The organism is Curtobacterium sp. MCLR17_007 (assembly GCF_003234655.2).
GTDB lineage: Bacteria > Actinomycetota > Actinomycetes > Actinomycetales > Microbacteriaceae > Curtobacterium.
The window spans coordinates 1,495,108-1,514,467 of sequence record NZ_CP126271.1; the positions used below are offsets into that span (position 1 = coordinate 1,495,108).

The 19,360-nt window shown below is 71.0% G+C and carries 18 protein-coding genes; 16 read left to right on the forward strand and 2 right to left on the reverse strand.

Features of this window, described 5'->3' with window-relative positions; all coding sequences use genetic code 11:
• The first annotated feature begins 4 nt into the window (after window positions 1-4).
• The 3 genes from DEJ13_RS07065 to DEJ13_RS07075 all read left to right on the forward strand — a co-directional run bounded on the left by DEJ13_RS07065 (window position 5) and on the right by DEJ13_RS07075 (window position 5,343).
• On the forward strand, window positions 5-2,374 hold the full coding sequence (locus tag DEJ13_RS07065; protein ID WP_284158166.1) for a ricin-type beta-trefoil lectin domain protein: 2,370 nt from the start codon (window positions 5-7) through the stop codon (window positions 2,372-2,374).
• 186 nt (window positions 2,375-2,560) lie between these two features.
• Entirely contained in the window at window positions 2,561-4,408 is a 1,848-nt protein-coding gene (gene lepA, locus DEJ13_RS07070) for a translation elongation factor 4 (protein WP_111108262.1), read from the forward strand.
• A gap of 287 nt (window positions 4,409-4,695) precedes the next feature.
• A complete protein-coding gene (locus DEJ13_RS07075; protein ID WP_056125388.1) occupies window positions 4,696-5,343 on the forward strand; it encodes a DUF1990 domain-containing protein in 648 nt (215 codons plus the stop codon).
• 7 nt (window positions 5,344-5,350) lie between these two features.
• Here DEJ13_RS07075 and DEJ13_RS07080 read toward each other — a convergent pair whose 3' ends face one another.
• The gene (locus DEJ13_RS07080; protein WP_181437163.1) at window positions 5,351-6,052 is read right to left on the reverse strand and encodes an HAD family hydrolase; all 702 of its coding nucleotides are present in this window, start codon (window positions 6,050-6,052) and stop codon (window positions 5,351-5,353) included.
• Between the two features lie 28 nt (window positions 6,053-6,080).
• Between DEJ13_RS07080 and hemW the strand changes: the two genes are divergently transcribed.
• Entirely contained in the window at window positions 6,081-7,313 is a 1,233-nt protein-coding gene (hemW, locus tag DEJ13_RS07085; protein WP_111108260.1) for a radical SAM family heme chaperone HemW, read from the forward strand.
• On the opposite strand, the gene DEJ13_RS07090 is transcribed toward hemW, so the two are convergent.
• On the reverse strand, window positions 7,310-7,717 hold the full coding sequence (locus DEJ13_RS07090; protein WP_258374227.1) for a DUF4870 domain-containing protein: 408 nt from the start codon (window positions 7,715-7,717) through the stop codon (window positions 7,310-7,312). The genes hemW and DEJ13_RS07090 overlap by 4 nt on opposite strands.
• Window positions 7,718-7,823: 106 nt before the next feature.
• Here DEJ13_RS07090 and hrcA point away from each other — a divergent pair, with 106 nt between their 5' ends.
• From hrcA to DEJ13_RS07150, 12 genes are all read left to right on the forward strand, one after another.
• Window positions 7,824-8,846, forward strand: a complete 1,023-nt coding sequence (gene hrcA, locus DEJ13_RS07095; RefSeq protein ID WP_056125382.1) for a heat-inducible transcriptional repressor HrcA — start codon at window positions 7,824-7,826, stop codon at window positions 8,844-8,846.
• A 123-nt stretch (window positions 8,847-8,969) separates the two neighbouring features.
• Complete coding sequence (gene dnaJ, locus DEJ13_RS07100; RefSeq protein ID WP_056125380.1) at window positions 8,970-10,088, forward strand: molecular chaperone DnaJ; 1,119 nt, start codon at window positions 8,970-8,972, stop codon at window positions 10,086-10,088.
• Window positions 10,088-10,831, forward strand: coding sequence for a 16S rRNA (uracil(1498)-N(3))-methyltransferase (locus tag DEJ13_RS07105; protein WP_111107472.1), 744 nt, complete (start codon window positions 10,088-10,090; stop codon window positions 10,829-10,831). The genes dnaJ and DEJ13_RS07105 overlap by 1 nt, the downstream gene beginning before the upstream one ends.
• A 40-nt stretch (window positions 10,832-10,871) precedes the next feature.
• A complete protein-coding gene (locus DEJ13_RS07110) occupies window positions 10,872-11,213 on the forward strand; it encodes a histidine triad nucleotide-binding protein (RefSeq protein ID WP_056125376.1) in 342 nt (113 codons plus the stop codon).
• Window positions 11,203-12,333: a PhoH family protein gene (locus tag DEJ13_RS07115; RefSeq protein ID WP_056125374.1), complete on the forward strand. Its 1,131-nt coding sequence runs from the start codon at window positions 11,203-11,205 to the stop codon at window positions 12,331-12,333. Before DEJ13_RS07110 ends, DEJ13_RS07115 begins: the two co-directional genes overlap by 11 nt.
• Window positions 12,330-12,791: an rRNA maturation RNase YbeY gene (gene ybeY / locus DEJ13_RS07120; RefSeq protein WP_056125372.1), complete on the forward strand. Its 462-nt coding sequence runs from the start codon at window positions 12,330-12,332 to the stop codon at window positions 12,789-12,791. Before DEJ13_RS07115 ends, ybeY begins: the two co-directional genes overlap by 4 nt.
• Window positions 12,788-14,119: a hemolysin family protein gene (locus DEJ13_RS07125; protein ID WP_321164490.1), complete on the forward strand. Its 1,332-nt coding sequence runs from the start codon at window positions 12,788-12,790 to the stop codon at window positions 14,117-14,119. The genes ybeY and DEJ13_RS07125 overlap by 4 nt, the downstream gene beginning before the upstream one ends.
• Window positions 14,116-15,039 (forward strand): GTPase Era, encoded by a 924-nt coding sequence (gene era / locus DEJ13_RS07130; protein WP_056125369.1) that lies wholly within the window; start codon window positions 14,116-14,118, stop codon window positions 15,037-15,039. The genes DEJ13_RS07125 and era overlap by 4 nt, the downstream gene beginning before the upstream one ends.
• A gap of 64 nt (window positions 15,040-15,103) precedes the next feature.
• Window positions 15,104-16,357, forward strand: coding sequence for a sensor histidine kinase (locus DEJ13_RS07135; RefSeq protein ID WP_200938516.1), 1,254 nt, complete (start codon window positions 15,104-15,106; stop codon window positions 16,355-16,357).
• Window positions 16,354-17,025: a response regulator gene (locus DEJ13_RS07140; protein ID WP_056125362.1), complete on the forward strand. Its 672-nt coding sequence runs from the start codon at window positions 16,354-16,356 to the stop codon at window positions 17,023-17,025. The genes DEJ13_RS07135 and DEJ13_RS07140 overlap by 4 nt, the downstream gene beginning before the upstream one ends.
• Window positions 17,026-17,155: 130 nt before the next feature.
• Entirely contained in the window at window positions 17,156-17,908 is a 753-nt protein-coding gene (locus DEJ13_RS07145) for an ABC transporter ATP-binding protein (protein ID WP_111107471.1), read from the forward strand.
• Complete coding sequence (locus tag DEJ13_RS07150; RefSeq protein WP_111107470.1) at window positions 17,905-19,302, forward strand: ABC transporter permease; 1,398 nt, start codon at window positions 17,905-17,907, stop codon at window positions 19,300-19,302. Before DEJ13_RS07145 ends, DEJ13_RS07150 begins: the two co-directional genes overlap by 4 nt.
• Window positions 19,303-19,360: the final 58 nt, after the last annotated feature.

Below are 19,360 nucleotides of genomic sequence, written 5' to 3' on the forward strand. Positions count from 1 at the left end.
CCTGTTGTCCATGCATCCCCCTGTCCTCCGACGGTCCGTGATCGCGACCGTGCTCGCATCCGCCGCCCTCGTGGGGAGCGCGCTCACCGCCGCTCCCGCCGCCGCTGCTCGTCCGTCGGCACCCGCGGACGATCGCCTGAGCGGTCCACTGGTGTTCCACGCGCAGTCACCGAGCTCCGCGAACTCCTACTGGTACGGCGTCGGCGCTCCCGAGTCGTCCACCCTCGTGCCTGTCAGTCCGGGCGGTTCCTCGGCGGCCGTCGTCGGCGACGCCGTCGCGTGGACCATGCCGGCGCTCGGCGCGACCGGGCCGGTCTCACCCGCATCCGACGAGGCGACGTGTCTGGAGGACCCCAACCAGCAAGCGCTGAGCGCGGTCGCCTGCACCGGGGCACCGATCCAGGACTACCGCTGGGTCGACGTCCCGACGGGGAAGGCACTCCAGAACGTCGTCACCCGGAACTACCTCGGTACGGCTTCGGACGGCGCCAGGGACTACCTGCAGCCGGCGAAGTCCAGCGCCTACGGGACGGGTGCCGTCGACACGGACCTGTTGACCGGTGGTGTCGCACCGCCGGTCGACGATCGGCTCCACGGGCGGGTCGTCTTCCGGCAGGGGACGCACTGGTGGGCGGTCGGAGACCCCGACGACCGCGGGAGCGGACGGGCGAGGGCCGGTGCCGATGCCGCCGCCGCCGCGCGCGTCGGCGCCGACTGGACGACTCCCGCACTCGGTGCGACCGGTCCGCTCTCGCCGGAGGCCAGCCCGACGACGTGCCTCGACGCGAACGCCCGCGGCGCCGTCTACGTGGTCGTCCGCTGCGACGGCAGCGCCCTCCAGCAGTGGCGGTGGGTCGAGCTGCCCGGAGGCGTCGGCTTGCAGAACGTCGCCGACCCGGTCAAGTACATCGGAACGGGGAACGGCGGCGGATTCGACGACTACCTCGAGGGAGCCTCGTACTACGAGGGGCGTGCGAACGGCGTCATCGACCCGACGTACCTCCAGGGCGACGGCGACGGCGACGGAGACGGGGACGGCGACGTTGCGGTGCCGACGGGTTCGGTGGCGTTCGATGCTGACGTGTCCAAGAAGGCCACGGTGTCCGGCACCGGTGTCGATGGTGCGACCATCACCCTGTTCGAGGGCACCGAGAAGATCGGTACCAGCACGGTCACGGGCGGTACGTGGTCCACCCCGATCGATGCGCTGGGTGCGGGCAAGCACACCATCCGCGTCGAGCAGTCCGGCATCGAGGGCGTGCAGACCACCACGACCGAGGCTGATTTCGGTGTTGGGGTGGATGTGACGTCGCCGTCGGCGGGGCAGGTCACGCCGGGCGAGGTCCACGTGCAGGGCACGGGGCAGGACGGTGCGAAGATCACCGTCACGGCCGGCGGGGTGACCGAGACCGGCACGGTCACGGGCGGGACGTTCGACGTCCCGATCGAGGTCCCCGCGTCGAAGGACCCGATCGATGTCACCGTGTCGCAGCTGTCCAAGGGCAACCTGACCACCACCGACACGGTGCAGGTCACCCCCGACGGTGCGCAGCAGCTGCAGCGCGTCGCGATCGAGGGCCCCGGCTCCTACGTCAACGGCGTCAACGGCTACGTCACCGGCACCGCGACCCCCTACGCCTCCGTCGAGGTCTCCCACCAGTGGGGCGTCATCAAGACCATCACCGCGGGCAAGGACGGCACGTGGGGGTTCTGGCGCGGGTTCGGCCCCGACGTGGCCTACACGCTGACCGCGAAGCAGACCACGATCAGCGGGCAGAGCTCCACCTCGGACCCGTTCACCCTCGCCCCCGAGGGTGCTGACCAGAACGCTCCGGCCGTGATCACCGGACCCGAGAAGGGCTGGTACGACCCGACCTCTGGCGGCAACCACGTGACCGGCACCGCGGCGCCGAACGCGTCGGTCGAGATCCGCAGCCAGTTCGGCACCGTGAAGACCGTGCCGGCCAACGGATCCGGCCACTGGGAGTTCTACCGCGGGTTCGGCCCGAACGTGGTCTACCAGCTCACCGCGACCCAGACCCGCACCGATGGCACCACCTCGACCTCGGACGTGTTCCTGCTCAAGCCGAAACCGTCCCAGACCTCCCCGGTCATCATCACCGGCCCGATCGATGCCAAGTACGACGTCGCGGCAACCCTGCTGCAGGGCATCGCCTCGCCCGGCGCGACCGTGCAGGTCTCCTCCCAGTGGGGCGTGCTCGACACCGTCACCGCGAACGCGGACGGCGAGTGGTTCTTCTGGCGCGGCTACGGCCCGAACGTGGACTACACGATCACCGCGGTCCAGACCCGCACCGATGGCACCACCACCACCTCCCCGGCCTTCACCATGACCCCGAGAACCACCAACTAACCACCCACCACAACCACCACACACAACGCACCACACAGAGGGGCGCTCCCGCACACGCAGGAGCGCCCCTCACGGTCACCGAGGACCGTGCACGACCCTCGGTGCACCGGTCGAGCGAGCGCGAGGACACCGATGCCCGCGCAACCGTGGGACAATCGTCCGACCGTCCGACCCACCTGAGGAACCGTGAGCCCACAAGCATCCGCTCCGCTCGAGCCCGCCGCGACTCCGGCCGAGGCGATCCGCAACTTCTGCATCATCGCGCACATCGACCACGGCAAGTCGACGCTGGCCGATCGCATGCTCTCGATCACCGGCATCGTCGAGGACCGGGCGATGCGCGCGCAGTACCTCGACCGGATGGACATCGAGCGCGAACGCGGCATCACGATCAAGTCGCAGGCCGTCCGGATGCCGTGGGAGCTCGACGGTGCGACCTACGCGCTGAACATGATCGACACGCCCGGGCACGTCGACTTCTCGTACGAGGTGTCCCGGTCGCTGGCGGCGTGCGAGGGCGCGATCCTGCTGGTCGACGCCGCCCAGGGCATCGAGGCCCAGACGCTGGCCAACCTGTACCTGGCGCTCGAGAACGACCTGCAGATCATCCCGGTCCTCAACAAGATCGACCTGCCCGCCGCTGACCCGGACAAGTACGCGGCCGAGCTCGCGCAGCTGATCGGCGGCAAGCCCGAGGACGTCCTCCGGGTGTCGGGCAAGACCGGTGTCGGCGTGCCGGAGCTCCTCGACCTCGTCGTCCGCACGGTGCCGGCACCCGTCGGTCGTGTCGACGCCGCGCCCCGCGCGATGATCTTCGACTCGGTCTACGACAGCTACCGCGGCGTCGTGACCTACATCCGCATGATCGACGGCTCGATCGCCCCGCGCGAGAAGGTCCAGATGATGTCGACCAAGTCGACGCACGAGATCCTCGAGATCGGGGTGTCGAGCCCCGAGCCGAGCCCGACGAAGGGCCTGTCGGTCGGCGAGGTCGGCTACCTCATCACCGGCGTGAAGGACGTCCGCCTGTCCAAGGTCGGCGACACCGTCACGAGTGCGCAGCGGCCGGCGACCGAGGCCCTGCCCGGCTACACCGACCCGAAGCCCATGGTGTTCTCGGGCCTGTACCCGATCGACGGCTCGGACTACCCGGACCTCCGTGAAGCGCTCGACAAGCTCAAGCTCTCCGATGCGGCGCTCGTCTACGAACCCGAGACCTCGGTCGCGCTCGGCTTCGGGTTCCGCTGCGGGTTCCTCGGGCTCCTGCACCTCGAGATCATCACCGAGCGCCTGTCCCGCGAGTTCGGGCTCGACCTCATCACCACGGCCCCGAGCGTCATCTACGAGGTCACCAGCGAGGACAACTCGGTCACCGAGGTCACGAACCCCTCCGAGTTCCCGACCGGGCGAATCGTCGAGGTCCGTGAGCCCATGGTCCGTGCCGCGATCCTGGCGCCGAAGGACTACGTCGGGGCGATCATGGAGCTCTGCCAGCAGCGCCGCGGCTCCCTGCTCGGCATGGAGTACCTCGGCGAGGACCGTGTCGAGATCCGCTACCAGATCCCGCTCGGCGAGATCGTGTTCGACTTCTTCGACCAGCTCAAGAGCAAGACGCAGGGCTACGCCAGCCTGGACTACGAGCCGGTCGGCGACCAGGCGGCCGACCTCGTCAAGGTCGACATCCTGCTGCAGGGCGACCAGGTCGACGCGTTCAGCGCCATCGTCCACCGCGACAAGGCGTACGCGTACGGCACGCTGATGACCGAGCGTCTGCGCAAGCTCATCCCGCGCCAGCAGTTCGAGGTCCCGATCCAGGCCGCGATCGGCGCGCGGATCATCGCCCGCGAGAGCATCCGCGCGATGCGCAAGGACGTCCTCGCGAAGTGCTACGGCGGTGACATCACCCGCAAGCGCAAGCTCCTCGAGAAGCAGAAGGAGGGCAAGAAGCGCATGAAGACCATCGGTCGCGTAGAGGTCCCGCAGGAAGCCTTCATCGCCGCGCTGTCGGGTGACGTCGAAGAGAAGAAGAAGTAGGGACTGTCGGGCAGACCGCCGGGAGGCTCACCACAGCCGGTCCCGCCGGCGCGGTCCGCGCAGGCTCGAGTCCAGGGCCGCGCTGACGTCGGACACGGTCGTCATGACGACGACCACGAGCGCGGCCCCTGTCTGCGGTCGGCGGACCGCCGGACGAGCGTCGTGGCGGTTCGCGTGCTGCCCACGACGGATGCGTCCGCGACGTCCCCTGGGCCTCCAGTGCGGTGCGCACCGGCAGTGCGCCGCCCTGGTTCGTCGACGTCCGTGCGCCCCGATACGATTGCCACATGAGCAGCCGCGGAGGGTACCTGACCGCCCTGACCTACGGAGCGGTCGGTGCGACGCAGGCGCCGGACCTCATGACGTACCCGCCCGAGGGCTTCACGCCGGCCGAATCCCGGGCCCGGATCGGCCACGGCGACCAGCGGTTCGAGACCGCGGTGACCCAGGCGCTCACGTGGCAGATCCAGGAGCGCAGCGGCATCGGGGTCCGCGTCGACCAGGCGCCCGACGACGACGAGGTCCGCTACAACCCGGTGACCTTCGACGACCAGGGGGTGCCGATCCGACCGGCCTCGATCGGCACGCCGCGCGTCGAGCAGTTCTCGGCCGACGGCACCCCGCTCGTCACCGCCGGCACCAGCGCCGTGCTGACGATGCACGCGTTCGGGCAGACGGTCCACGCGCCGGTGCGCGTCGTGTCGGTCATCGACGAAGCCGACCGCAAGGGCTTCGCCTACGGCACGCTCGAGGGGCACCCCCTGTCGGGCGAGGAGTCCTTCGTCGTCGAGCGCACCGCCGACGGCTCGGTGTGGCTGCAGATCCGGCAGTTCTCGCAGCCGGCCAGCGCGAAGTGGCGCTTCGTCGCGCCGCTGCTCCGTCGTCAGCAGCGGGTCATGGCAGAGAAGTACCTGACGGCGCTGCGCGGGGACTAGTCCGCGGTCAGTCCTCGTGTCGCAGCGGTGGCAGCGCCGCGATGGCGTCCTCGATGAGCGGCGCGTCGGACACGCAGTCCCGGGCGATCGCGACGGCGTTGGTGTGGCGGAGCGCGTCGACGTCGTAGACCCCGGTCGCGACGGCGAGGAACGGGATGCCCGCGGCGTCCGCGGCCTCACCGTCGCGGGGGGTGTCGCCGACGATCACGGCGCGGGTACCGGCCAGGGCGGCGGCCGCGAGGGCGGTGACGCCGGAGCGCTCGACCGCCTCGTCGCCGAAGTACGAGTGGTCCCAGTCGAAGGCGTCGACGTCGAAGCCCGCACCGGCGAGCTTGACCCGCGCCCGGTACGCCGAGTTGCCGGTGAGCAGGCCGTTCCGCCACCCGAGCGTGCCGAAGCGGGCGACGAGTGCGGCTGCGCCCGGAGCGGCGACCCGGTGCTCGCCCGAGCGGTGTCGTTCCTCGGACAGGTCGCGCAGGTGTCGGCTGACGACCGGGATGACCTCGTCGCCCAGGTCGTGGGCGCGGACGTGCTCGGCGATGATGCCGGCGTCGGTCCGGCCGTGCTGGTGCCCGACGAGCTGAGGGAGGTCCCGGCCGATGGCGCGCTCGAGGGCCAGGTGGTAGAGGTTGCCCGGCGAGGTCGCGTTGCGGACGAGGGTGCCGTCGATGTCCCACAGCACCGTGGTCGGGACGGTGTGGTGCTCCATGGCTCCATCATGGCGGACAATGGAGTCCATGCCGAGTGCTCTCCCGATCGCTGACCCGGCACCCGCGGACGGACTCCTCACACCGCGGGCTGACGCGGGCGACGTCCCCTTCGGCGTGTACGTGCACGTGCCCTTCTGTCGGGTGCGCTGCGGGTACTGCGACTTCAACACGTACACGGCCTCCGAGCTGCGCGGGGTCCGCCGTGACGACTACGCCGGGCACGCGGTGCGCGAGATCCAGTGGGCGGCGCAGGTGCTCGACCGGTCCGGTGTCCCGCGCCGGCCCGTCTCCACCGTGTTCTTCGGTGGCGGCACCCCGACGATGCTGCCGGCGAGCGACCTAGCGATGATCCTCCGGGCCGTCGACGACACGTGGGGCATCCTGCCCGGGGCCGAGATCACCACCGAGGCGAACCCCGACTCGGTCGACGCGTCCTCGCTCGAGACGCTCCGCGCCGGCGGGTTCAACCGGATGAGCTTCGGCATGCAGTCGGCGGTGCCGCACGTGCTCGCCACCCTCGACCGCACCCACGACCCCGAGCGCGTGCCGATCGTCGTGGACCTGGCCAAGCAGCAGGGCCTCGACGTCTCGCTCGACCTGATCTACTCGACCCCGGGGGAGTCCCTCGACGACTGGCGGACGTCACTGGACGCCGCGATCGCGTGTGAGCCGGACCACGTCTCGGCCTACTCGCTCATCGTCGAGGACGGCACCGCGATGGGCCGCGCGGTGTCCCGGGGCGAGCTGCCGGCACCGGACGACGACCTGGCCGCCGACATGTACGAGCTGGCCGACCGGGTCCTGGGCGAGGCGGGGTACGGCTGGTACGAGGTCTCGAACTGGGCGCGCGGCGATGCCCACGCCAGTCGGCACAACCTGTCGTACTGGAAGGGCCACGACTGGTGGGGTGTCGGACCCGGCGCGCACTCGAGCGTCGCCGGCACCCGCTGGTGGAACGTCAAGCACCCCGCGGCGTACGCCGCCCGGGTGCTGGCCGACGAGTCCCCGGCCGCCGGTCGCGAGACCATCGACGACGAGACCCGGTACGTCGAGCGCGTGCTGCTCGCGGCACGCGTGCGCGGCGAGCTCACGACGTCCGAGCTCCGCCAGGAGGCCCGTGGCCGGGTGGCGGGACTCATCGCACGCGGTCTCGTGGACGGCCGCAGTGCCCTCGGCACGCCCGGCACGGCGGGGCGCCTGGACCTGACGCTCCGGGGCCGGTTGCTCGCGGACGCGGTGGTGCGCGAGCTGCTCGACTAGGCCTTGATGAACTGGAACGTGAGCGGGTACTGGTAGAACCGACCCTGGTTCGCGGCGACGGCGGCCATGATCGCGAAGACGACCACGAGCACGCCCATGACGGGCAGCAGGACGAACCCGATCAGCACGACCGTCAGCAGACCCGAGACGAAGCTCGCGATCGCGACGGTGATGTGGAAGTTCAGTGCCTGGCGGGTGTGCTCACGGACGAACTGCCCTCGGTCACGCAGCACGACGTAGGCGACGAGCGGCACGATGAAGTTGAAGAAGATGCCGCCGATGTGCGTCAGCGTGGCCCAGAGGCGCTGGTCCTCGGGCGACATCGGCCGGGGCGGCTGGTACTGGGGCCCGCCGGGCTGCTGTCCGTAGCCCTGGGGTCCGTTCGGCGGCTGTCCGTAGCTCATGCCCAGAGCGTATCGGCACGGTGCGCAGAAGTGCCTGACGTCGGTGCCCGGGCGTAGGATCAGCACTCGACACGTCCGAGTGCCAGTGCGACAGGAAGGGGTCCCGGTGGTCAGTGAACGCTCCCTCGAAGTCCTCAAGGCCATCGTGCGGGACTACGTCGCCTCGCGCGAGCCCGTCGGGTCCAAGACCATCGTCGAGCGCCACGCGTTCGGCGTCAGCGCGGCGACAATCCGCAACGACATGGCCCTGCTCGAGGACGAGCAGCTCATCATTGCGCCGCACACGTCGTCCGGCCGGGTGCCGACCGACAAGGGCTACCGGCTCTTCGTCGACCACCTGGCTGCCGCCCGTCCGTTGACCAGCGCGCAGCGGCAGGCGATCGAGACCTTCCTCGGGGCGTCGAACGACCTCGACGACGTCCTGAGCCGCACGGTCCGGCTGCTCAGCCAGCTGACGAACCAGGTCGCGCTCGTGCAGTACCCGTCGATGGTCCGCGCGCGGGTCCAGCACGTCGAGCTGGTCCGGCTCGGCGACACCCGCCTCATGGTCGTCCTGATCACCGACACGGCCCGGGTCGAGCAGCGCGTGGTCGAGACCGACGTCGACCTCGACGAGTCCGCACTGGTCGAGCTCCGCACCGTGCTCAACGGTGCGACCGTCGGACTGCTGCTGCACGACGTCCCCCGGGCGCTCCGTGCGATTCCGGCGCAGATCCGTCCCGAGTCCCAGACCCTCGCCGGGGTCGTCGTGGCGACGCTGATCGACCAGGTCGCCGCCAACCGGCAGGACCGCCTGTTGATGGCGGGCGCCGCGAACCTGGCGAAGAGCGAGTCGGACTTCTCCGGTGGCCTCTTCCCGGTGCTCGAGGCGATCGAGGAACAGGTGACCCTGCTCCGGCTGTTCGGGGAGATGCAGCTCGACGATGCCGCGGTCACCGCGCGCATCGGCGTCGAGAACGCCGAGTACGGCCTCGACGCCACCAGCATCGTCGCCGGCGGGTACGTCGCGGCCGGCGGCGAGGTCGCCCGACTGGGCGTCCTCGGGCCGACCCGCATGGACTACGGGTCGAACATGGCCGCGGTCCGCGCGGTCGCGCGGTACCTGTCCAGACTGCTCGGGGAGAATTGACGACCGCCCCGGTGTCCGCCGCCTCGGTGCGCGCCACCCCGACGACGCACCAGGCCGTCCGGACGCACCCCGGGCCTCCAGACCGATCCATCCACACCACCGACGAAACCTCCTGAGGAACACGTGGCAGACCACTACGACGTCCTCGGTGTCCCGCGCGACGCGGCCGACGCCGACATCAAGAAGGCGTACCGCCGACTCGCGCGCGAGCTCCACCCCGACGTGAACCCGAGCCCCGACGCAGCCGAGCGCTTCAAGGACGTGACGCACGCGTACGACGTGCTGAGCGATCCCGAGCAGCGACGCCGCTACGACGCCGGCCCCTCGGCCGACAGCCCGTTCGGCGGCGGTGGCGCGGGTGGGTTCAGCGACATCTTCGACGCCTTCTTCGGTGGTGGTGGGGGTGGTGGTGGCCGTGGCAACGGTCCCCGCAGCCGCGCCGAGCGCGGGCAGGACGCCCTGCTCCGCATCGAGGTCGACCTGGACGAGGTCGTCTTCGGCACCCACAAGGACGTCGAGGTCGACACGGCCGTGCTCTGCGAGACGTGCGGCGGTTCCTGCTGCGCTCCCGGCACCAGCCCTCGCACGTGTGACATCTGCGGCGGGACCGGGCACATCCAGCGCCAGGTCCGCTCGCTCCTCGGCAACGTGGTGACGAGCGCCCCGTGCGGCACCTGCCGCGGACACGGCACCGTCATCCCCAACCCGTGCCCGACGTGCCAGGGCCAGGGGCGCGTCCGCGCACGTCGGACCGTCCCCGTCGACGTGCCCGCCGGCGTCGACTCCGGTCTGCGGCTGCAGATGCCCGGTCAGGGCGAGGTCGGTCCCGCGGGCGGTCCCGCTGGTGACCTGTACCTCGAGATCCGGGTGCGGCACCACGACGTCTTCAGTCGCGACGGGGACGACCTGCTCGCCACCCTCGAGGTCGCGATGACCGACGCCGTCCTCGGCACCACCACCACGATCGACGGGCTCGACGGTCCGGTCCAGCTCGAGATCCGCCCGGGCGTGCAGAGCGCCGACGTGCTCGTGCTCAAGGACCGCGGTGTGACGAAGCTGCGCGGGAGCGGCCGTGGCGACCTCCGGGTCGGCGTGCAGGTCGTCACCCCCACAAAGCTCTCGCACAAGGAGCGTGGCCTGGTCGAACAGCTCGCCAAGTCGCACAAGGCGTCGCCGCCGCAGCTCGCCCGCTTCCAACAGGGCATGTTCGGCAAGCTACGCGACCGCTTCTTCAACTTCTGATGGCGTCGCTCTACCTGGTCGACTCGCTCGACGGCGTGACGGTCGGCGGGTCCGTCGCCCTCGACGGACTCGAGGGCCGGCATGCCGTCACGGTGTCGCGCGTGCGGGTCGGCGAGACGCTCCGGCTGTCCGACGGCCGGGGCACCGTCGTCGTCGGGCCGGTCGAGTCCGTCGACCGCGACGCACTCGTGCTCACCGTCGCGACGATCACCACCTCGCCCGTCCCCGTGCCGTCGCTGACGCTCGTGCAGGCGCTCGCCAAGGGCGGTCGCGACGAGATGGCCGTGCAGGCGGCGACCGAGATCGGTGTCGACCACGTCGTGCCGTGGGCAGCGGCCCGGAGTGTCTCACGGTGGGAGGGCGCGAAGGTCGCGAAGGGCCGGGCCCGGTGGCAGGCCATCGCGCACGAGGCGGCGAAACAGGCCATCCGGTCGCGGGTGCCGTCGGTGTCGGACCCGGTGACGACGACCGCGATCGCCGCGACCACAGCGCCGTCCGCCGGCGTCGTGGTCCTGGTCCTCGACCCGACCGCCACCGAGCGGCTCGCGACGTGGGAACCACCGGCGGACGCCACCTCGATCGCGCTGGTCGTCGGACCCGAGGGCGGCATCGACGCCTCGGAGCTCGACCGGCTGTCCGCAGCCGGGGCCGTCCGAGTCCGTCTGGGCGACACCGTGCTGCGGACGTCCACCGCCGGCCCCGCGGCGCTCGCGGTGCTGCAGTCGCGGCTGGGGCGCTGGTGAACTCGGTGTGCCGGTCAGTGGCGCGTCCTACGATGGGTCCATGAGCAGCGTCTTCTCGAAGATCATCGCGCGCGAGATCCCGGCGACCGTCGTCACCGAGGACGACCGCGTCATCGCGTTCGAGGACATCGCCCCGAAGGCCCCCGTACACGTGCTGGTCGTCCCCAAGACCGAGGACTACGCCAACGTGACCGAGTTGGCCGCCGGGGACCCCGGACTCCTCGCCCACATGGTGGCCACCGCGCAACGCATCGCCGACGAGCGTGCCGGCGGCCAGTACCGTCTCGTCTTCAACACCGGCGAATCCGCCGGACAGACCGTGTTCCACGTGCACGCGCACGTACTCGCAGGCGACCTGCAGGAAGGCACCCTTGCCAGCTGACGAAACCGCACCCACCGAGACGGAAGCCGTCTCGGAACTCAGTGTCGACGGGATCGCGATGGTCCAGTTGCTCGGCCCCCAGGACCGACTGCTGAAGACCGTCGAACGCCAGTACCCGGGCGTCCGGGTCCTGGTCCGCGGCAACGAGGTCACCCTCACGGGGCCGGAGCGCGACGTCGCCCGAGCCCGCGCGCTCGTCGACGAGCTCGTCGGCATGGTCAAGCGCGGACAGGACATCGGGCAGGGCGACATCCCGACCTCGGCCCGGATCATCGACGAGGCGCGCAGCCCCGCCGACGTCTTCGGTGCGCCGATCGTGTCCAGCCGCAACAAGTCCGTGCGTCCCAAGACCGACGGGCAGCGCCGCTACGTCGACGCCATCGACGTGAACACCATCACGTTCGGCATCGGTCCCGCCGGCACCGGCAAGACGTACCTGGCGATGGCGAAGGCGGTGCAGGCCCTGCAGCGGCGCGAGGTCACCCGCATCATCCTGACCCGGCCCGCGGTCGAAGCGGGCGAGCGCCTCGGCTTCCTGCCCGGCACGCTGACCGACAAAATCGACCCGTACCTGCGGCCCCTGTACGACGCGCTCAACGAGATGATGGACCCCGAGCTCGTGCCGAAGCTGCTCGCGGCGGGCACGGTCGAGGTGGCCCCGCTGGCGTACATGCGCGGTCGCACGCTGAACGACTCGTTCGTCGTCCTCGACGAAGCGCAGAACACCACACCCGAGCAGATGAAGATGTTCCTGACGCGACTCGGCTTCGGGTCGAAGATGGTCGTCACGGGTGACATCACCCAGGTCGACCTGCCGGGCAACCTCTCGGGGCTCCGACTCGTCACGCAGATCCTCTCCGAGGTGCAGGACATCCACTTCGCCCGGCTCGGCAGCGAGGACGTGGTCCGGCACACGCTCGTCGGGCGCATCGTCGACGCCTACACGGTCTACGACGAACAGCGTCTGGCGGAACAGGCCGGTCATCGCCCCGGTGGCCGGGGGACCGCCCCGACGCCGAACCCGGGCGGCGCGAACCGCGCCGAGCGTCGCGGGCACGCGCCGCAGGACCGTCAGAGCGGTCCGTACCCCCAGAACGACGCCCGAGGAGGCACCCGGTGAGCATCGAACTCAACAACGAGTCCGGTGTCGCCATCGACGACGACGCGGTGCAGCGGCTGGCTGCGTTCGCGCTCGACGCGATGCACGTGCACGCCGACGCCGAGCTCGCCATCGTGCTCGTCGACGAGGGCGCGATGGAGCAGCTGCACATCCGGTGGATGGACGAACCGGGGCCCACGGACGTCCTGAGCTTCCCGATGGACGAGCTCCGTCCCGGCACCGAGGACGACCCGACGCCCGCCGGACTCCTCGGGGACATCGTGCTCTGCCCGCAGGTCGCCGAGGCCCAGGCCGCCACGGCCGGTCACTCGACGACCGACGAACTCCTCCTGCTCACGTGCCACGGCATCCTGCACCTGCTCGGGTTCGACCACGCCGAGCCGGACGAGAAGGCCGAGATGTTCGGGCTGCAGGGGGAGATCCTGACCGCCTTCGCCGCCCAGCGTCGGGGGCGGTGACCGCAGTGCTGCTCGTCGCCGTCCTGCTCGCGGTGGCGTTCGTGCTCGTCGTCCTCGGCGGTCTGCTCGCCGCGTCCGACAGTGCCCTCGGGGTGCTGTCGCGTGCCGACCTCGACGAGATCGCCCGCGGACACCAGCGCCGCCGTGCGATCGAGGCGATCGCCGACGACGTCGGTGCCCACGTCAACGCCCTCAACTTCTTCCGCGTGCTCGCCGAGACCGCGGCCGCGGTGCTGGTGACCATCGCGTTGTTCACCGTCCTCGACACCTGGTGGGTCGCGCTCGTCGTGTCCGCGGCGATCATGACCGCGGTGTCCTTCGTGCTCGTCGGGTCCAGTCCCCGCAGCGTCGGTCGTGCCCACGCGGACCGCCTGGTCGGGGCGACCGGCGGGCTGGTGCACGGGGTCCGCATCGTCCTGGGGCCGCTGGCCGACCTGCTCGTCGTGATCGGCGACCGGGTGACACCGGGGCGCAACGGCAGCACGTCGAGCGTCTCGAGCGAGGAGCAGTTGCTCTCGCTCGTCGACGAGGCGACCGAGAGCAACGTGCTCGAGGCGGACGACCGCGAGCTCATCCACTCGGTGTTCGAGTTCAGCGACACCCTCGTGCGCGAGGTGATGGTGCCGCGCACGGACATGGTGACCGCCGACGCCGCGCACACGCTGTCCGCCGTCATGGAGCAGTTCCTCGCCACGGGCGTCTCCCGCATGCCCGTGACGGGTCGCGACAGCGACGACGTCCTGGGCGTGGTGTACCTGCGCGACCTGGCCCGCGCCCTCCACGAGAGCAAGGACGCCGGCGGGCGCGTGGTCACCTCGCTGCTGCGCCCGGCCGAGTTCGTCCCGGAGTCGAAGCACGCCGACGAGACCCTGCGGCACATGCAGGCTGCCAAGAACCATCTCGTGCTCGTCGTCGACGAGTACGGCGGGGTCGCCGGGCTGGTCACGATGGAGGACCTCATCGAGGAACTGGTCGGCGACATCTCGGACGAGTACGACCGCACCGTGATCGACCGCGTCGAGGTCTCCGACGGCGTGTGGCGCGTCTCGGCGCGCATGCCGATCGACGACCTCGGCGACCTGTTCGGCGTCGACCTCGACGACGACGACGTCGACACCGCGGGTGGCCTGCTCACCAAGGAGCTCGGCCACCTGGCGACGGCGGGGGAGTCCGTGTCCGTGTCCGGCGTGGTGCTGACCGCCGACCGGGTCGAAGGCAAGCGCCGACACCTCATCTCCGTGCTCGCCGAACGCACCGACGCCCTCGCCGGCGCCGAGCAGGCGTTCGACGACACCGCATCCACCACGACGGGAACCACCCACGCATGAGCGACACCGAGCAGACCCCCACCTACCGCGCGGGCTTCGTCTCGTTCGTCGGCCGGCCGAACGTCGGCAAGTCGACGCTGACCAACGCGCTCGTCGGCGAGAAGGTCGCGATCACCTCGTCGAAGCCGCAGACCACGCGGCGCGCGATCCGCGGCATCGTGCACCGTCCCGACGGCCAGGTCATCATCGTCGACACCCCCGGTGTGCACCGTCCGCGCACCCTGCTCGGCGAACGGCTGAACGACCTGGTGCAGTCCACGCTCGGTGACGTCGACGTGATCGGGTTCTGCGTGCCGGCCAACGAACCGATCGGCCCGGGCGACCGGTTCATCAACGAGACGCTCGACCACTTCCCGCGTGCGAAGAAGATCGCGATCGTCACGAAGGTCGACCGCGCCGGCAAGGAGAAGATCGCCGAGCAGCTCCTCGCCGTGTCGGCGCTGCGCGAGTGGGACGCGATCGTGCCCACCTCGGGCACCCAGGGCACGCAGCTCGAGGCGCTGCTCACCGAGATCACGTCGATGCTCCCCGAGTCGCCGCCGCTCTACGGCGCCGACGCGATCACCGAGGAGACGAGCGAGGAACGCATCTCGGAGCTCATCCGCGAAGCCGCGCTCGAGGGGGTCCGCGACGAGCTCCCGCACTCGCTCGCGGTCATGATCGAGGACATGGTCGAGCCGGACCCGGACGACGACCCGAACGGCCCGCTGCGCATCTTCGCGAACCTGTTCGTCGAGCGCGACAGCCAGAAGTCCATCGTCATCGGACACAAGGGCGAACGCCTGAAGGACGTCGGGACCCGCGCGCGGGTCGAGATCGAGTCGCTGCTCGGCGGACGCCACGTGTACCTGAACATCCGCGTCAAGGTCGCCAAGGAGTGGCAGCGTGACCCGAAGCAGCTGGGTCGGCTCGGGTTCTGAGCGTCCATCGCGCGTCATCCCGGCGAACGACGCGCACATGACGGGCTCGACGTACCGTGGACGGGTGTTCCGTCCCATGCTGCGCGCGCAGGTCATCGCCGACCTGGTGATCGCCGGCGCGCTCGGGCTGCTCGTCGCGGCGTCGTCCGCGCGCGGCATCGACGACCTGAGCAGCTACGTGGTCATCGTGGGGCTCACCGCGGCACTCGCGCTCCGTCGCCTGTCGCCCGGGCTGGCGTTGACGATCGCCTGGGTGTTCGCCGTCGTGCAGATGGTGACCATGCAGGTGCTCGGGTCGAGCAGCGTGTTCCCGGCCGACCTGTTCATCGGCGGCGTGCTGTACACCACGAGTGCGTACGGCAGCCGGCGGGTGCGCCTGTACGGCCTGGTCTCGGCCATCACCGGGGCCGTCGTCGCGGCCGGCTACTACGGCATCACCGACTTCGCCACCCGGTCGCAGGGCGAGACGATGTACGGCGCCGGACCGGAGTCGTGGACGCTCACCGTCGGGGTGTTCGCGGTGGTGCTCGCCGTGCTGCTCCTCCCGTGGCTCGGCGGCGTCGTCGCCCGCACGCGGCAGACAGCCCGGATGAGCCGTGAGGCCCAGCTGCTCGCCGAGCGTGACGCCGCGCGCGCCGACCGCGCCGTGGCCGTCGAACAGGAGCGGGTCCGCATCGCCCGCGACATGCACGACATCGTCGCGCACTCCCTCGCCGTCGTGATCGCCCAGGCCGACGGCGCACGGTACGCGCTGAAGGCCGACCCGGCCATCGCCGACCAGGCACTCGGCACCATCTCCGGCACGGCTCGTCGTGCCCTCGGCGACGTGCGCGAGCTGCTCGGCGCACTCCGGCACGAGCAGGGGACCACACCGACCCCGGACGTCGACGACATCGAGCGGCTCGTCCACGAGATGCGGGACGTCGGCGTCGACGTGCGGGTCGAGCGGCGCGGGGACCCCTCGTCGCTGCCCACCTCGACGCAGCTCGCGGTGTACCGCATCGTCCAGGAGAGCCTGACGAACGCGTACAAGCACGGCGAACAGGGCACGCCGGTGCACACGACCCTGACCTACCGCCCGGACACCGTCGAGATCGACGTGGTGAACCGGCGCGCCGACGACGGCCGCGCGGGACCCGGCACGGGCCACGGCCTGGTCGGGATGCGCGAGCGTGCCACCATGTCCGGGGGCAGCATGACCGCGGGACCGCGCGGTGACGACTTCGCGGTGGCCGTCCGGATGCCGTCGCACCCCGCCAGCGGGCAGATGCCACGCGGGCTCTTCACCCCGACCGACCAGGAGCGAACCGCCCGATGACCGCCAACCCCATCCGCGTCGCGCTCGTCGACGACCAGGCGCTGTTCCGCACCGGCATCCGGATGCTCATCGACTCCCAGCCGGACCTGCAGTTCGTGGGTGAAGCGGGCGACGGTGCCGAGGGCGTCGAGCTCGTCCGCCGTCACCGCCCGGACGTGGTCCTGATGGACGTCCGGATGCCCGTGATGGACGGCATCTCCGCGACCGCCAAGATCGTCGAGGATGCGGGTCCCGACGGTGCGAAGGTCCTGGTCCTGACGACCTTCGACTTCGACGAGGCAGCTGCCAAGGCGATCCGGGCCGGCGCGAGCGGCTTCGTGCTCAAGGACGCCGACCCCGAGTTCCTGCTGGCAGCGGTCCGCACGGTGCACGCGGGCACCGCCGTGTTCGCGGCGTCCGCCACCCGCGAGCTCCTCCGCCGGTACGACGACTCGGCCGAACGAGCCGCGAACGTCCCCGCCGCCGTGGACGACCTGACTCCGCGGGAGCGCGAGATCTTCGACCTGGCGGCACGGGGCTTCAGCAACAGCGAGATCGCCCAGCACGAGTTCGTCAGCGAGGCCACGGTGAAGACGCACGTGTCCCGCGTCCTGACGAAGCTCGGGCTGCGCGACCGCGTCCGGTTGGTCGTGTTCGCACACGAGCACGGGCTCGTCACCCGGGACTGAACCCGGCGGCGCGCCGGCGCTGCTGTCATCCCGCAGGATGAGTCCTCCACCGGGACGTGCACCGATCGGTCCATCCACAGGAGACGACCGGCCGACGCGCCAGGAGCCTCCGGCGGGCGAGGGTTGACCCATGACCACCAGCCACGCTCCGATCATCCGCCTCGACCACGTGTCCAAGCACTACGGCGACGCCGCGCGCCGGGTCACCGCGCTCGACGACGTCAGCGTCGACATCGGCGCGGGGGAGTTCACCGCGGTCATGGGACCGTCGGGTTCCGGCAAGTCGACCCTGATGCACGTCGCAGCCGGTCTCGACGCCGTGTCGACCGGCCGGATCTCGATCGACGGCACCGACATCACGCAGCTCGGTGACAAGGACCTCACCGAACTGCGTCGCCGCCGGCTCGGGTTCGTGTTCCAGTCGTTCAACCTCGTCCCGACCCTCGACGTCAGCGAGAACATCCGTCTGCCGTTCCTGCTCGGCGGCCACAAGCCCTCGCGGGACGAGACCGCCTGGATCGACCGCCTCGTCGACCAGCTCGGGCTCGGCAACCGGCTCGGGCACCGCCCGCACCAGCTCTCCGGCGGCCAGCAGCAGCGGGTCGCCATCGCCCGGGCACTCGCCTCGCGCCCGGCCGTGGTGGTCGCGGACGAACCGACCGGCGCGCTCGACTCCCGGACCGGTCGCGACGTGCTGGCGATCCTGCGCGGTGCCGTGGCCGAGTGGGGCCAGAGCGTCGTGATGGTCACGCACGACCCCTCCGCCGCCGCCAACGCGGACCGGATCCTGTTCCTCGCCGACGGCCGCATCGTGGGGGACCGCCCCGCGATGTCCGCCGCCGAGATCTCCGCGACGATGCTCGGGATGGAGGCCGCAGCGTGAACGCCGTCCGCGACTTCCGGCCCACCATCCTGGTGGCTGCCCTCGGCACCACCTTCGGCTCCGCCCTCGTCATCGCACCCGGCATCGTCACGGAAGCGCTCGGCGCCGCCGGGTTCGGCGACGTCGCCGCGGTGAAGTCGATCCTCGACGTCATCGGGTGGCTGTTCCTCGGGATCGCGCTCTACGTCGGCGCGATCGTCACCGCCAACACCTGCGCGACGCTCATCGCGGGGCAGACCCGGGTGATCGCACTCCAGCGCCTGGTCGGCGCCACGGGAGCGTCGCTGCGTGCTCGCATCACCCGCGCCGGGCTCGTCGTCGGTGTCATCGGCGGCCTCGTCGGGGCCGTCGCGGGCACCGGTCTGAGCGCGTTGTTCGTCGCCGTCCTGCGCAGCAACGGGTTCCTGCCGGACACGTCGTACACACTGGTGCCGTGGCAGCTCGTGCTGCCGATCGTCGCCGTGGTGCTGGCGACGTGGGGCGCGTTCGCCGTCGGCTCCAAGCGCGTCCTCAGCGTGACCCCGCTCGAGGCCCTGTCCGCGAGCATCGAGCCGAGCCACGACGACCTGCGGTCCGGCACGGCGCGCAAGGTCTGGGCGATCCTGCTCATGGCCGGTGGTGGTGCACTCATGCTGCTGGGCCTGGTCCTCAGCGGGTCCACGCCCGTCGCCGTGCTGCCCGCGGCACTCGGCGGGTTCGTGTCCTTCGCGGGTGTCGCCGTCGGTGCCACGATCGTGATGCCGCCGGTCCTGGCACTCATCGGCAAGATCGGCGCGAAGGACCCGGTCGTGCTCCTCGCCGGGCGCAATGCCCTGCGTGCGCCCGGTCGTGCCGCACGGGCCACCATCGGGCTCGTCATCGGCGTCACCCTGCTCGTCACGTTCGCGGTCGCGTTGGGGATGATGCAGCACGTGCTCGAGACCGAGGTCGGCAAGCAGGTCCAGGGCGCCAGCGCCGACCAGGTGCAGGCCGTGCGCGACTTCTTCCTCCAGGTCAACGGCGTCGTCAGCGTGATCGTCGGGTTCTCCGCCGTCATCGCCGCCGTCGGGGTGGTGAACGCGCTGGCACTCGGCGTGCTGCAGCGGCGTCGTGAGCTCGGACTGCTGCGCGTCCTCGGCCTGACGGGCGCCCAGGTGCGGCGCATGATCATCACCGAGGCGGTCCAGATGGTCGTCGCGGCCGTCCTGACCGGGCTCGTGCTCGGCACCTTCTACGGCTGGGTGGGCGGGCAGACCCTGCTCGGCACGCTCGGCACCGTCGGAGCTCCGGTCCTGCCCCCGATGACCATCGTCATCGTGGTCCTCGGCGCGCTGCTCCTCGCCGTCGCCGCGACCGTCGCCCCGGTGCGGCGCGCCATGCGCGTCCCGCCGACCGAGGCACTCGCGGTCGACTGACCGGCGCGCGTCGTCACCACACGACGATCAGGAGGCCCGGTGCCAGCTGGCACCGGGC

Coding starts and splice junctions, on each gene's coding strand:
- DEJ13_RS07080 (WP_181437163.1), bottom strand. CDS start 6,052: ATGGAGCACCACACCGTCCCGACCACGGTGCTGTGGGACATCGACGGC.
- DEJ13_RS07090 (WP_258374227.1), bottom strand. CDS start 7,717: ATGAGCTACGGACAGCCGCCGAACGGACCCCAGGGCTACGGACAGCAG.
- DEJ13_RS07145 (WP_111107471.1), top strand. CDS start 17,156: ATGACCACCAGCCACGCTCCGATCATCCGCCTCGACCACGTGTCCAAG.
- DEJ13_RS07075 (WP_056125388.1), top strand. CDS start 4,696: ATGAGCAGCCGCGGAGGGTACCTGACCGCCCTGACCTACGGAGCGGTC.
- DEJ13_RS07105 (WP_111107472.1), top strand. CDS start 10,088: ATGGCGTCGCTCTACCTGGTCGACTCGCTCGACGGCGTGACGGTCGGC.
- DEJ13_RS07110 (WP_056125376.1), top strand. CDS start 10,872: ATGAGCAGCGTCTTCTCGAAGATCATCGCGCGCGAGATCCCGGCGACC.
- era (WP_056125369.1), top strand. CDS start 14,116: ATGAGCGACACCGAGCAGACCCCCACCTACCGCGCGGGCTTCGTCTCG.
- DEJ13_RS07140 (WP_056125362.1), top strand. CDS start 16,354: ATGACCGCCAACCCCATCCGCGTCGCGCTCGTCGACGACCAGGCGCTG.
- hemW (WP_111108260.1), top strand. CDS start 6,081: ATGCCGAGTGCTCTCCCGATCGCTGACCCGGCACCCGCGGACGGACTC.